The organism is Dactylosporangium sp. NPDC051485, from assembly GCF_040682015.1.
In the GTDB taxonomy this organism is placed as follows: domain Bacteria; phylum Actinomycetota; class Actinomycetes; order Mycobacteriales; family Micromonosporaceae; genus Dactylosporangium.
Window position 1 is genome coordinate 1 of sequence record NZ_JBFAZW010000049.1, and the last position, 13,253, is coordinate 13,253.

General features: G+C 72.7%; 13 protein-coding genes. 4 read left to right on the forward strand and 9 right to left on the reverse strand.

Annotation, left to right across the window (positions count from 1 at the left end; all coding sequences use genetic code 11):
• Positions 1-80: 80 nt before the first annotated feature.
• Together AB0M46_RS26075 and AB0M46_RS26080 are read right to left on the reverse strand one after the other, a co-directional pair.
• Complete coding sequence (locus tag AB0M46_RS26075) at positions 81-1,004, reverse strand: MHYT domain-containing protein (protein WP_363339892.1); 924 nt, start codon at positions 1,002-1,004, stop codon at positions 81-83.
• Positions 1,005-1,104: 100 nt separating this feature from the next.
• On the reverse strand, positions 1,105-3,873 hold the full coding sequence (locus AB0M46_RS26080; RefSeq protein ID WP_363339894.1) for a DEAD/DEAH box helicase: 2,769 nt from the start codon (positions 3,871-3,873) through the stop codon (positions 1,105-1,107).
• A gap of 54 nt (positions 3,874-3,927) precedes the next feature.
• On the opposite strand from AB0M46_RS26080, the gene AB0M46_RS26085 reads away from it, so the two are divergent.
• Both AB0M46_RS26085 and AB0M46_RS26090 read left to right on the forward strand, forming a co-directional pair.
• A complete protein-coding gene (locus AB0M46_RS26085; RefSeq protein WP_363339897.1) occupies positions 3,928-4,635 on the forward strand; it encodes an HAD-IA family hydrolase in 708 nt (235 codons plus the stop codon).
• A gap of 130 nt (positions 4,636-4,765) precedes the next feature.
• The gene (locus AB0M46_RS26090; protein ID WP_363339899.1) at positions 4,766-5,140 is read left to right on the forward strand and encodes an Hsp20 family protein; all 375 of its coding nucleotides are present in this window, start codon (positions 4,766-4,768) and stop codon (positions 5,138-5,140) included.
• A gap of 59 nt (positions 5,141-5,199) precedes the next feature.
• Here AB0M46_RS26090 and AB0M46_RS26095 read toward each other — a convergent pair whose 3' ends face one another.
• Positions 5,200-5,919: a helix-turn-helix transcriptional regulator gene (locus tag AB0M46_RS26095; protein ID WP_363339901.1), complete on the reverse strand. Its 720-nt coding sequence runs from the start codon at positions 5,917-5,919 to the stop codon at positions 5,200-5,202.
• Positions 5,920-5,997: 78 nt separating this feature from the next.
• On the opposite strand from AB0M46_RS26095, the gene AB0M46_RS26100 reads away from it, so the two are divergent.
• Positions 5,998-7,188, forward strand: coding sequence for an MFS transporter (locus AB0M46_RS26100; protein WP_363339903.1), 1,191 nt, complete (start codon positions 5,998-6,000; stop codon positions 7,186-7,188).
• Here the strand turns inward: AB0M46_RS26100 and AB0M46_RS26105 are convergent.
• From AB0M46_RS26105 to AB0M46_RS26130, 6 genes are all read right to left on the reverse strand, one after another.
• Entirely contained in the window at positions 7,151-8,041 is an 891-nt protein-coding gene (locus AB0M46_RS26105; protein WP_363339905.1) for a diacylglycerol kinase, read from the reverse strand. The genes AB0M46_RS26100 and AB0M46_RS26105 overlap by 38 nt on opposite strands.
• A 68-nt stretch (positions 8,042-8,109) precedes the next feature.
• Complete coding sequence (gene tatC, locus AB0M46_RS26110; RefSeq protein WP_363339908.1) at positions 8,110-9,048, reverse strand: twin-arginine translocase subunit TatC; 939 nt, start codon at positions 9,046-9,048, stop codon at positions 8,110-8,112.
• A gap of 80 nt (positions 9,049-9,128) precedes the next feature.
• Complete coding sequence (tatA, locus tag AB0M46_RS26115; protein WP_344616934.1) at positions 9,129-9,395, reverse strand: Sec-independent protein translocase subunit TatA; 267 nt, start codon at positions 9,393-9,395, stop codon at positions 9,129-9,131.
• Positions 9,396-9,586: 191 nt separating this feature from the next.
• Positions 9,587-9,862: a hypothetical protein gene (locus AB0M46_RS26120; protein WP_363339910.1), complete on the reverse strand. Its 276-nt coding sequence runs from the start codon at positions 9,860-9,862 to the stop codon at positions 9,587-9,589.
• A gap of 10 nt (positions 9,863-9,872) precedes the next feature.
• Positions 9,873-10,820 (reverse strand): WYL domain-containing protein, encoded by a 948-nt coding sequence (locus tag AB0M46_RS26125; protein ID WP_363339912.1) that lies wholly within the window; start codon positions 10,818-10,820, stop codon positions 9,873-9,875.
• Between the two features lie 121 nt (positions 10,821-10,941).
• Positions 10,942-11,931 carry a WYL domain-containing protein gene (locus tag AB0M46_RS26130; protein ID WP_363339914.1) on the reverse strand — a complete coding sequence of 330 codons (990 nt, stop codon included), beginning with the start codon at positions 11,929-11,931 and terminating at the stop codon, positions 10,942-10,944.
• 104 nt (positions 11,932-12,035) lie between these two features.
• Here AB0M46_RS26130 and AB0M46_RS26135 point away from each other — a divergent pair, with 104 nt between their 5' ends.
• Positions 12,036-13,118 carry a DUF3866 family protein gene (locus AB0M46_RS26135; RefSeq protein ID WP_363339916.1) on the forward strand — a complete coding sequence of 361 codons (1,083 nt, stop codon included), beginning with the start codon at positions 12,036-12,038 and terminating at the stop codon, positions 13,116-13,118.
• Positions 13,119-13,253 lie beyond the last annotated feature (135 nt).

Genomic DNA, 13,253 nt, shown 5'->3' on the forward strand with positions numbered 1-13,253 from the left:
GGGTGATCTCCTCCGCACGGAAGTACCGGGCGCCGGTGAAGTCGATCAGGCGCACCGCGGCCTTACAAGGTTCGTGAGCGTTACCGGCCGCGCTGGCGGCGGGCGTCGGCGATGCCGTTGGCCGCCCGGGCCGCGAACGCCTGGCCGGTCTTGCCGGGGGCGGCCGGCGGCGGGGTGACGCCGCTGTTGGAGCCGCCGCCGAAGACCGGGCCGCCCGTGGCGCGCAGGGCCTGGCCGGCGGCGAGCTTCTCGCGCACGGCCTCCGCCTCGGCCTGCTCGCGCTCCGACGGCACGGCCATCACGGCGCTGGCCAGGGCGATGACCACGACCAGGACGAAGAGGACGATCGGGGCGAGGAACCAGTTGACGTCGACGCCGGGAACGGTCTTGAAGTCGTGGTCGAGGTGGACCTGCATCGCGTACATACCGGTGTAGTGCATGCCGCAGACCGCGACGCCCATGACCGCCGCGGCGGCGATGGTGGCGGCGATGCCGCGCACGACCAGCGTGAACCAGAGGGCGACGGTGGCGGCGACGACGGCGATCGCGTAGGAGGCGATGTACAGCGACGGCATGTACTCGAACTTGCCGTTGATGTTCATCGCCGCCATGCCGGTGTAATGCATGAAGGCGACGGACACGCCGGTGATCGGCCCGCCGACGAGGACCTTCCAGATCTTCGGCTTGCCCAGGCCCACGATGAACAGGCCGACGCCGACGGTCACGACGGCGATGAAGAAGCTCGCCACGGTGGTCGGCACGTCGTATCGCAGCGGGCTGTCCTGCACGCTGAAGCCGACCATGGCCATGAAGTGCATGACCCAGATGCCGGTGCCGCCGATCGCCCAGGCGGCGAGCACGAGCAGCCAGGCCCGGCGGCGGGTGTCCTGGGCAGCGCGGGCCCGGGCGGTGCTCACGAGACCGAGCAGGGAACCCAGGAACGACATGGCGTAGGCGAAGATCGGGGTGATCGCTCCGTACGTGAAATGGTGCAGCTGATCCACGAGGCTCCTCCAACCAATGCACCGGCGTGAGCATCATTGCGGATCCGAACGATTTTTTCTAATCCGCGTAAGCCGCAGGAACGGAAAAATCGGTGAGTGATCAGGCCATGACGCTGTATGCCAGCACGCCGCGGGTGATGGCGGCCATCGCCAGGCGCGCGGTGCGCCGGATCGGCTCGGGCGCCCCGGCGGCGTCGGCGAGCTGACCGAGCAGGTCGAGCACCTGGCGCGACCAGCGCACGAAGTCGCCGGCCGGCATGTCGCCCTCGAGGCCGTGGACGCTGCCGAGGACCTTGGTGAGCGACTCGCCGCGGGCCCAGCGGTACATCGGCCAGGCGAACCCCAGGTCGAGCTCGCGGGTCATCTGCAGCCCGCGGGAGTCCTCGTCCTCGCGGAGGTCGGCCCAGAGCTTCAGCGTGGCGTCGATGGCGTCGGTGACTTCTCCCCGCGGTACCGATGCCCGGTCCTCGGCTTCCCGGCGGGCCTCGTAGACCAGCACGCTGACGGCGGCGGCCAGCTCGGCCGGGCCGAGCTTGTCCCACACCCCGCGGCGCAGGCACTCCGCCACGAGCAGGTCGGTCTCCGACCAGATCCGGGCGAGCATCCGGCCGGCGTCGCTGACCCCGCCCGCGTCGGTCAGGTAGCCGCGGTCGGTGAGCAGGCCGCAGATCCGGTCGAAGGTGCGCGCCAGCGAGCCGGTCCGGCTGGCCACCTTGCCGCGCAGGCCCTCCGTGTCGCGCTCCAGGCGCCAGCGCCGCTCGGCCCAGCGGGCGTGCTCCTCGCGCTCCGGGCAGCGGTGGCAGGGGTGGCGGCGCAGCGAGGCGCGCAGCGTGTCGAGCTCGTGGTCGTCGGCGGCGGCGCTGTTGCGGGCCCGGCCCCCCTTGCCGCGCTCGGCCGGCGGGGCCGCCTCCATGCGGCGCAGCTGGGCGGCGAGGTCGCGGCGGTCCTGGGCCGAGCGGTAGTTGAACTGCCGCGGCACCCGGACCCGGCCGATCGGCTCGACCGGGGCGGTGAAGTCGGCGCCGGAGATCCGCCCGGCCCAGCGGTCCTCGGTCAGCACGAGCGGGCGGGGCTCGCCGAAGCCGCCGGTGCCCGGGTCGATAACGATGGCCAGGCCGGAACGGCGCCCGGCGGGCACCCGGATCACGTCGCCGGAGCGCAGCCGCTCGAGCGACTCCAGGGCGGCCGCGCGGCGCTGCTGCACGCCCTGGCGGGCGATCGCCTTCTCGCGCTCGGCGATGGCGACGCGGATGCCGAAGTACTCCTCGAAGTCCCCGAGGTGGCAGGCCATCTCGCCGGCGTACGTCGCCATGGTCTCGGTGTTGCGCTGCACCTGGCGGGCCAGCCCCACCACCGACCGGTCGGCCTGGAACTGCGCGAACGAGCTCTCCAGCAGTTCGCGGGCCTCCGTGAAGCCGACGCTGCCGACGAGGTTGACCGCCATGTTGTACGACGGGCGGAAGCTGGACTTGAGCGGGTAGGTGCGGGTGGAGGCGAGCCCGGTGACGTGGCGGGGGTCGACCTCGGGCGCCCAGACCACGACCGCGTGCCCCTCGACGTCGATGCCGCGGCGCCCCGCCCGGCCGGTCAGCTGGGTGTACTCCCCCGGCGTCAGGTCGACGTGAGCCTCGCCATTGTACTTGACCAGCCGCTCCAGCACCACGCACCGGGCCGGCATGTTGATGCCCAGCGCGAGGGTCTCCGTGGCGAACACGGCCTTGACCAGGCCGCGCACGAACAGCTCCTCGACGACCTCCTTGAACGCGGGCAGCATGCCGGCGTGGTGGGCGGCGAGGCCGCGCTCGAGGCCGTCGAGCCACTCCCAGTATCCGAGCACCTGCAGGTCCTCGCTCGGGATGTGCTTGGTGCGCGCCTCGACGATGGTGCGGATCTCGGCCCGCTCGTCCGGCCCGGTGAGGCGCAGCCCGGCGGCCAGGCACTGCTGCACGGCGGCGTCGCAGCCGGCCCGGCTGAAGATGAACAGGATCGCCGGCAGCAGGCCCTCGCGGTCGAGCCGCTCGACGATCTCCGGGCGGTGCGGCCCGGTCCAGCGGCCCCGCTTGCCCCGGCGCACGTCGCCGCCGGCCAGCTCCACCCGGCGGAGCATCTCGCGGTGGTAGCGCAGCAGCTCGGGGTGCACGTCGTGCTTCTGCGCGGCCTCGGCGTCGTGGAACAGGTCGAACATCCGCTTGCCCACGAGCATGTGCTGCCACAGCGGCACCGGCCGGTGCTCGCTCACCACGACCGACGTCTCGCCCCGCACGGTGACGAGCCAGTCGGCGAACTCCTCGGCGTTGGAGACGGTCGCCGACAGCGACACCAGGGTCACCGACTCGGGCAGGTGGATGATCACCTCCTCCCACACCGCGCCACGGAACCGGTCGGCGAGGTAGTGCACCTCGTCCATGACCACGTAGGACAGGCCGTGCAGGGAGGAGGATCCGGCGTACAGCATGTTGCGCAGCACCTCGGTGGTCATCACCACCACGGGCGCCTCGCCGTTGATCGCGTTGTCGCCGGTGAGCAGCCCGACCTTCTCCGCGCCGTGGCGCTGCACCAGGTCGTTGTACTTCTGGTTGGACAGCGCCTTGATCGGCGTCGTGTAGAAGCACTTGCGCCCCTGCCGCAGCGCGAGGTGCACGGCGAACTCGCCGACGACGGTCTTGCCGGCGCCGGTGGGCGCGCACACGAGCACGCCGGAGCCGCGCTCCAGCGCCTCGCAGGCCTCGGCCTGGAACGGGTCCAGCTCGAATTCGAGCTCGTCGGCGAACCCTGCCAGGGCCGGGTGCCGGGCGACGTCCTGGGCGCGCTCTCGGGCCGCCTGGTATCGGTCTGCGGGGCTCAGCTGGGGGTCCTCGGTGCCGCTCACGCCCCCAAGGCTAGGCGAAGCAGGCACGGATCCGCTCATAGGTATCGTGCTGGCGTGCCGGAAAGCGATGACGCACTCACGTCCCGACGACCGATTGAGGCGGTGCTCCTGGACTTCCACGGCACGCTCGCGCAGGTGGAGGACCCCGTGCGCTGGGTCACCCTCGCCGCGCAGAGCGTCGGCACGACCCTGGACCGCGGCAAGGCGACCGTCCTGGCCGACCGGCTCACCACCGCCGGGCGGGCCGGCGGGCCGAAGCCCAACCGCGTGCCGCCGCACCTGGCCGAGGTGTGGGCCGACCGGGACCTCTCCGTCGCCGCGCACCGGGCCTGCTTCACCGGGCTGGCCGCGACCGTCGACGAGGCGCTGGCCACGGCGCTGTACGACCGGCTCCTGATCGCCGACGGGTGGGGGCTCTACACCGACACCGTGCCCACCCTGCGGGCCCTGCGCGCGGCCGGCGTGCCCGTGGCGGTGGTCAGCAACATCGGCTTCGACCTGCGGGCGCTGGCCGGCGAGCTCGGCATCGCCGACCTCGTCGACGAGTTCGTGCTCTCCTACGAGGTCGGCCGGACCAAGCCCGACCCGGCCATCTTCTGGCGGGCCTGCGCAGCCCTGAAGGTCGACCCGGAGCGCGCGCTCATGGTCGGGGACACCCCCGCCGACGCCGGAGCCACGGCGGCCGGCTGCAGCGTCCTCGTCCTCCCGGAGAGTGAACCGGGCAAAATCCACGGCCTCGGCGCCGTGCTCCGGCTCATCTGACGGCATGTGTCACACGGCGCGATCGCGGGAATCAGTGTCGCAACATCGGCTCTGCGCTTGTCGCGCCGTTCCCCCGCGACGACAGTGCAACCAGACGACGAGATTTTTTTCCTTGCTGCGGAGGTACGTCATGCCCCTGAACCGATGGGATCCCCACAACGCCCTGGCCCGCCTGGAGCAGGACCTCGGCAACGCCGCGTCCCACGCCCACGGCCCGTCGGTCACGACCACCCGCGACGGCGACGACCTCGTCATCACGGTCGAGGGCGTGAACCCGTCCGACGTCCACGTCGAGGTCTCCGGCGGCCGCTTGACGATCAAGGGCCAGAGCGGCAGCAGTACCTCGCAGAGCCAGGACTTCGGGGGCGGCCACTTCTCCTCCTCGTCGTCCAGCTCGAGCTCGTTCAGCAAGAGCTTCTCGCTGCCGGCCGGGGTCGACCAGTCCGACGTGTCGACCGAGCGCGCCGGCAGCGGCGTCAAGGTCCGCATCCACAACGCCGCCTGAATCGGCCGTTCTGCCGGAAAGCCGGGCGCTGCGCGCCCGGCTTTCCGTCTGCGGGGGCATTAGCTCGTGGGGTGCGTGCCCGGGGTGTGGCCGAAGGTGCGGCGGAACACGTCGATGAACACGCTGGCCGACGACCAGCCGCACTGGTGGGCCACCGAGGTCACCGGCGTCTTGTCGGCGAGCAGGATCAGCGCGTGGTGCAGGCGCAGCTGGGTCCGCCACTGCGGGAAGGTCATGCCGAGGTCGCGGCGGAACAGCCGGGACAGGGTGCGGTCGCTGGCGCCGACCTCGCGGCCGAGATCGGCGAGGGTACGGTTGTCGCCCGGGTCGGCCTGCAGGAGCGCGCACACGGCACGCAGCAGCGGCTCGGTGGGGGCCGGCACGTGCTGGGGCTGCTGGGGTGAGGCGCGCAACTGGTCGAGCAGCACGGCGCACAGCCGGTGGCGTTGCGGGCTCTGCTCGCCGGCCGTGCGGGTGTACTCGATGATCAGCTCGCGTAACAGCGGGCCGACCGACAGGACGGCCGGGGTTTCCAGGCCGAGCGGGTTGTTGCCGGCGGGCAGCCCCACCAGGTGCAGCTCGAGGTCGCCGTAGGCGCGGTGGGCGTGCGCGGTGCCGGCCGGCACCCAGATCGCGCGAGTGCCCGGGGCGACCCAGGACCCCTCGCTGGTCGTCACGGCCAGCACCCCGCGGGCGGCATAGATGATCTGGTGATCGTCGTGGCGGTGGGCCTCGATCTCACCGCCCGCCGCGAGCCATTGGGCACGCGTGGGCGCCACCGGATCATGGCGGATCTCCTCCATTGTTTGGCAGAATATCGGAAGCCAGACACGGTGGTGCGTTGGAACCATCGGTCGGTGCGCAGAAACACCTCCATCACGCTGCTGTCCGTCGGGCACGCCTGCGTGGACGTCTACCAGGGCACCGTCGCGGCCCTGGTGCCCTTGTTCGTCGCCGAGCGTGCCTACACGTACGCGGCGGCGTCCGGCATCGTGCTCGCCGCGTCGCTGCTGTCCTCGGTCGCGCAGCCGGCGTTCGGCGCGCTCACCGACCGCTGGGCGATGCCGTGGCTGCTGCCGGTCAGCACGCTGCTGGGCGGAGTGGGCATCGCGCTGAGCGGGCTGAGCGGCAACTACGCCCTCACCCTGGTGTTCGTGGCGATCTCCGGCATCGGTGTGGCCGCCTACCATCCCGAGTCCGCGCGCATCGCTCGCGAGGCCAGCGAAGGCAGTCACACCGCCATGGCGTACTTCGCCACCGGCGGCAACGCCGGCTTCGCGCTGGCGCCGCTGATGGTCGCCGCGGTCGCGGCCGCCGGGGGCCTGAGGTGGACACCGCTGCTGCTCGTGCCGGCCCTCGCCGGCACCGCGATGTCCTTGCCCGTGCTGCGCGCGCTGTCGAAGCGCAAGAGGGCTGACAGCGGTGCCCCGGCACCGGTCGGGCGCAACGACGTTGCGTCGTTCGTGCGGCTGACGCTGGCGGTGGTGTTCCGGTCGATCGCGTTCGTTGGCCTCAGCACGTTCATCTCCCTGTACGTCCAGCAACGAACGGGTGGAAGCCCGGCCGCGGGTACCGCCGCCCTGTTCGTGCTCTACCTCGGCGGGGTGGTCGGCTCGGTGCTGGGTGGCTCCGCGGCCGCCCGCTGGGGCAGGGTGGCCGTTTCCCGCTGGTCCTACGCGGTCACCGTCGCCGCGATCGCGGGCGTGGTGTGGGTCCCCGGGCCCGCCGTCTACCTCTTCGTGGCGCTGACGTCGGCCGGCCTGTACGTGCCGTTCTCGCTGCAGGTCACGCTCGGGCAGGACTACCTGCCCACCAGGGTCGGCACCGCCAGTGGCATCACCCTGGGCCTGACCGTGAGCATCGGCGGCCTCGCCAGCCCGGTCATCGGCGCGGTGGCCGACGCGACGTCGCTCAGGACCGCCCTCACGCCGCTGATCGCCATGCCGGCCCTGAGCCTGCTGTTGTTCCGTACCCTGCGCGATCCGCAGGCCCCCGCGCTGCCCGCGTCGATCAGCCCAGCAGGGTCAGGGCGCCCGGCACGCAGGTGATCGTCACGGGCAGGGGGCAGATCCGCTCGCCGTCCGCGTAGGCCGTCACGCCGTCCGCCGCCAGTTCGACCGTCCTCGCGCGCATCGTGCGGACGCGGCGGTCGTGGACGTGGGTGCCCTTCAGGACCTTCGGGCGCAGCCGCATCAGGGTCAGGCGGCCGAGCGGCTCGGCCACCACGACGTCGAGCAGCCCGTCGGCCGGGTCGGCCCCCGGCAGGATGCGGAAGCCCCCGCCGTAGCTCTCCGTGTTGCCCACCGCCACGAGCACGGAGTCGAACTCGGCCGGGATGCCGTCAAGGCTCATGCGGTACCGCCGCGGCCGCAACGCCAGCAGTTCCTCCACGATCGCGCGGTTGTAGCGCTGCGGCCCGCGCGGCCACCGGATGCGGTTGGCCCGCTCGTTGACGAAGGCGTCGAACCCGGCGGCGAGCACCGCGCCGAACCACACGCGGGTCCCGTCGGCCCCCTCCAGCCGGGCCAGGTCGATCGACCGGCGGGTGCCGTCCCGCAGCGCGTCGGCGACCACCCCGGCCGCGGCCACCGGCGAGGCGGGCAGGCCGAGCCGCACCGCGAAGTCGTTGCCGGTGCCGGCCGGCACGATCCCGAAGGGCACCGGGCGCCCGGCCACGGCCTGCAGCCCGAGGTGCACGGTGCCGTCGCCGCCCATCGCCACCAGCGCGTCGCACCCGTCCTCGACGGCCCGGTGCGCCTCGGCCCGCACCTGCGCGGCGCTGCCGCCGGCCAGCACGGTCACCGCCGCCCCGCCCGCCCCGAGCCGCTCCACGACCACGGGCAGCAGCGAGGCGCGCCGGCCCTTGCCGGCGGTGGGGTTGGCGAGTAACGCGATGTTCACGGCGCAGACTGTAAACGTTCAGCGCCCCGGGGCCTATGGCCGCCGGGGCGCTGCGCTTGAACCGTTGATTACGTGATGTCGTCGTAGCCGCGGTCCAGCGGCTTCGGGCGCTCGACCGCCGTCGGCGCGGCCACCGGGGTGGGCGCGTCGATCGGGTCGTACCCGTCGATCGGGCTGGCCGCCTCGACCGGCTCGACGTCGTAGCCGTCCAGCGAGGAGACCTCGTCGTCGCCGATGTTCGCGTACGCCGGGCGGTTGCGGCCCCGCCGCTTGTCGTTGACCAGCGCGAAGACCACCGCGCCGAAGTACAGCAGCGACATGCACAGCGCCAGGAACGTCATGCCGAACGGGTCGGCCGTCGGGGTGGCGATGGCGGCGAACACGAAGAAGATGAAGACCGCGATCCGCCACCAGCCGAGCAGGCGCTTGCCGGTGGCGATGCCGGCGATGTTGGCCAGCATGATGCCCAGCGGGAACTCGAACGCCACGCCGAACACCAGCATCATGCCGGTGACGAAGTCGACGTACGCCATTGCCTCGATCAGCAGTGATGTCGACGGTGGCATGAAGTTCACCAGGAACTCCAGGCCCTTGGACACCACGATGAACGCGAGCACCGCGCCGGCCGCGAACAGCGGGGCGGCGAGGCCGGCGAACACGTAGGCCCACTTGCGCTCGTTGCGGTGCAGGCCGGGGGCGACGAAGGCCCACAGCTGATACATCCAGAACGGCGACGAGGCGATCAGGCCGACGTACAGCGAGATCTTCAGCGTGAGCAGCAGCGGGTCGGTAACCTTGAGCACCACGAACTGGCACTGCCAGCCCGCCGGGAGGTTGCCGTGGTTGGCCTGACGCACCAGCTTCTCGGACAGCGTGCAGTAAGGGTCCTGCAGGATGTGCAGGACGTAGGTGTGCAGCAGGTACCCGACGATGAGGCCGAGCACGATCGCGATGGATGCCCGGAAGAGCCTCGTGCGGAGTTCCCGCAGATGCTCCAAGAGGGTCATGGAGCCATCTGCTGCACGCTCAAAGTTCGACGGCTGCTTGTCCCGCCGCCGTGCGAGGATGCTCACGACCCGAGCGCGCCTCAGCGCTCGCGAGCGTGATCGACCGGGTCGACCTGCGGCTTCGGCGACGGCTGGTTGTCGGCGATCGTGCCGCTGAGGGGCGCCCGGCCCGACTGCGCCTCGGCCTTGGCGTCCACGTCGTCGTCCGCCAGGCCCTTGGTCTCGGCCTTGATGATCCGCATCGAGCGGCCGAGCGACCGTGCCGCGTCAGGCAGGCGCTTCGCGCCGAACAGCAGGATCAGCACCACCACCAAGACGATGATGTGCCACGGCCTAACTGCACCCATGTGAAGCCACCTCACTGTATTCGAGCTGCCGTACCCATCGTACTGACCACGGGTGGGTGAGGGCAGTGGCCGGGGATTGCGGAATGGGGTCCGGCCGCTGAAGTCCTGACGAGTGTTGCCGGGTCCTGCCCGATCGTCAACCATCCGTCCGGACAAAGGTGTACTTTGCCCCGGTTGATCCGGCAGGCTTGTTAACTGTTCTCTAACTCGGCCAATGCACTGCCCCGGCCCCCGGCCCGCTCGGCGGCCTGGGCCTGCATGGCCTCCAGCTGCGGCAACATGGTCTCGACCGTCTGCTGGAGCGCGGCGACCCGCGGCTCGACCCGCCGCTGCCCGTCGACGAGGCGGGCCTGCAGGGCCCGGGCGGCGTTGTCGAACGCGCGCATTCGGCCCATGACACTCAGGACCACCCCAACCAGGACGATGAGCGCGAGCAGGACGATGCCGCCCGAGATCCACCACAACACGTGACCGACCTTAATGCACGTAGGCGTCCAGCGCCGCGTGCGCCTCGGCAGCGACGGCCGCGGCGAGCTGCGCGGGGGCCACGACGGTGACCTCGGCGCCGAGCCCGAGCACCAACCGGCGGGCCCAGTCGAGGTCGGAGGCGCGCAGCGACACCGTCCAGTGCTCGCCGGGCCCGCGGACGATCTCTTCGCAGGGGTACTGCTCGGTGATCCACCGCGCGCCCCGGCCCACCCGCAGCGTGACGAGGGGCAGGTCCGGGGTCGGCGTGAACAGGCTCCCGCCGCGGGTGTCGGTCGGCCGGGCCTGCTGCGGCACCCGGGCCGGCTCGTCGAGCTCGGTGCTGGCGTCGATGCGGTCGATGCGGAACAGCCGGACCGCCTCGGCGCGCCGGCACCAGGCCTCCAGGTAGGCCCACCGGCCGACGACGAGCACCCGCATCGGGTCGACCACCCGATCGCTGGTCTCGTCCCGGGTCGCCGTGTAGTACGTGATCCGCAGCGCCCGACGCCGGTCCACCGCCCCGCGCAGCTCCTCCAGGCGGTCGGTGTTGCCGGGCAGCCGCACCGCCACCGGCGCATCGGCAAGGTCACCGGCCGCGTGCTCGATCTTCGCCAGCGCCCGGTGCACGCCGTCGCCCCCGGTGACTCCCGGCGTCTCGGCGAGCATCCGCAGCGCGACGATGAGGGCGAGCGCCTCGTCGGGGGTGAGGCGCAGCGGGCGGTCGATTCCCGCGTCGTACGTCAGGGTGACGCTGTCGCCGACGAACGCCATGTCGATGAGATCCCCTGGGCCGTACCCCGGCAGCCCGCACATCCACAGCAGCTCGAGGTCCTCGCGCAGCTGCCGCTCGGTGATGCCCTGGTCGGCGGCGGCCTCGGCGAGCGTGATCCCCGGGCGGGCCTGCAGGTAGGGCACCAGGTTGAGCATCCGGCCCAGCCGGTCCGCCGACGTCGTCACGCCCCCTCCTCGCATCGCTGCGGACGGCTCACGCCGCCACCTCCGCTTCGCTCCGGACCGGTCACGCCGCCACCTCCGCTGCGCTCCGGCGACGACGCCCCTCCGCTTCGCTCCGGAGCGGTCACGCGGGCACCTTCTCCACCGGCTCGTAGGCGGCGGCGACCGCGCGCAGGCGGCGCACCATGTGCTCGCGCACCTCGGGCGGGTCCAGCACGACGAGGTCCGCGCCGTAGCCCACCAGCCAGGCGGCGAACTGGTCGGCGTCGGCGTAGCTCAGGGTGAGCCGGTCGCCGTCCGGGCCGCTGACGCAGCGTTCGGCCCAGCGCCGTACCCCCGCGGCCTTGCCGGGGCGGACCAGCACCGTCGCCCGCCCGGTGCGCTCGACCGGCCCGCTGGACCGGGCCACCCGGGCGATCAGGTCCACCTTCGGCGGCTCGTAGGCGCCGCGCCGGCCGATCCGGCGCACCCCGCTGACGATCCGGGACAGCCGGAAGCACCGCTCGGCGTCGCGGTCGAGGTCGTGGCCGACGACATACCACCGGCCCCGCCAGCACACCACGCCCCACGGCTGCAGCCGCCGCACGCCGGCGGAGTCGCGCTCGGGCACCTCGTAGGAGAACGTGACCGCCTGCCGGTCCCGCACCGCCGCGGTCAGCGGCTCGAACGCGGAGTCGACGGTGACCACGGCCTCCACGCCGAGCGTGGCGTGCGGGTCGACGTCGATCCCGCCGGCCCGCAGCTTGGCCAGCCCCGAGGACGCCGCCGCGGCCAGCCCGGTCTGCTGCCACAGGCGGGCCGCGATGCCGACCGCCGCCGCCTCGTCGGGCGCGAGCGGGATGTCGGGCAGCGCATACTCGCGGCGCGCGATGCGGTAACCCTGCTCGTTGTCGAAGATGCTGGCGGTGCCCATCTCCAGCGGCACCCCGAGCTCGCGCAGCTCTGACTTGTCCCGCTCGAACTTCCGCTGGAAGGCCTCGTGGTCGCGCTCGTCGTTCGGATCGTGCTCGTATCCGGGCACGATCGCGGCGATCTGTTCGGCGGTCAGGAAGCGGCGCGTAGCGAGCAGGCAGATCACCAGATTGACCAGGCGCTCGGTTCGGGTCCGCGACACGCAGCGAACCTACCAGCCCGAACGCCTGTTCTGCGCCGCCCACACGGACTGCAACCTACGGTCACCACGAAAGCGCGCAGTGTCGCTGCGTTACGGTATGCGCCGTGATCCGCTGGCGTTGGGGAACCGTCGTCGAGGCCCGCCGCGAGTGGCGCGGCAGCCTGGAGCTCGAGGTGACGGTCGAGTCGAGAAGAGCAGAAGACCCGGCGACGGTACGGGCCCTTGCCTACCCCCGGCTCGTCGGCACCCCCGAGCCGGGCGACCGCGTGCTGCTCAACCTCAACGCCCTCGCGCTGGGGCTCGGCACCGGCGGCTACGCCCTCGTCGTGGCGGTCCCGGACCGGCTCCCCGAGGACGCCGACGTCCCGGGCCACGTCGTCAAGGCGCGGTACACCCCGCTGCAGGCCATCGTCCTGGCCGCCGACGAGGAGGCCTCCGGCCTGCGTCACGCCCTGGCCGGCGCCACCGACCTCGAGGCCCTGCCGGTGGTCGTGGCCGACCTGCACTCCGCCCTCCCGGCCGTGGTCGCCGGCGCCCTGACCGTCCGCCCGGACACCCGCATCGCCTACGTGATGACCGACGGCGGCGCCCTGCCGGCCTGGTTCTCGCGCACCCTGGACGCCCTGCGCCCCCTGCTGGCCGGCACGGTCACCACCGGCCAGGCCTTCGGCGGTGACCTGGAGTCCACGAACGTGCACAGCGGCCTGCTCGCCGCCCGCCACGGCCTCGGCGCCGACCTGGCGATCGTCACCCAGGGCCCGGGCAACCTCGGCACCGGCACAAGCTGGGGCTTCTCGGGCGTCGCGGCGGGCGAGGCGGTCAACGCGGTGGCCGCGCTGGGCGGGCACCCGATCGCCGCCCCGCGCATCTCCGACGCCGACCCGCGCCCGCGCCACCGCGGCGTGTCCCACCACAGCCTGACCGCCTTCGGCCGCGTCGCCCTGGCCTCCGCCGACCTGGTCATGCCCTCCGACCTGCCCGAGCCGCTGGCCGGCGAGGTCCGGGAGGCGCTGGCCGCCCTGTGCCCGCCGCACACCCTGGTCGAGGTGCCGTCCCGCGACCTGCTGCCGGCCCTGACCGCCCTGCCGGCGAAGCTCTCGACGATGGGCCGCGGCCTGGCCGAGGACGAGGCCTACTTCCTGTCCGCCGCCGCCGCGGGCCGGCACGCGGCAACCGTCGCCGGCTGAGCCGATCAGGGCCTCGCCGCCGGCCCGCTCGATAGTGCCGTTCCGGCGCTGGCGACCGAGCGGAGCCGCGACAGGTCCGCCGCCGCGGGCCGGCACGCGGCGACCGTCGCGGGCTGAGCCGGCGTCAAGCCTTCG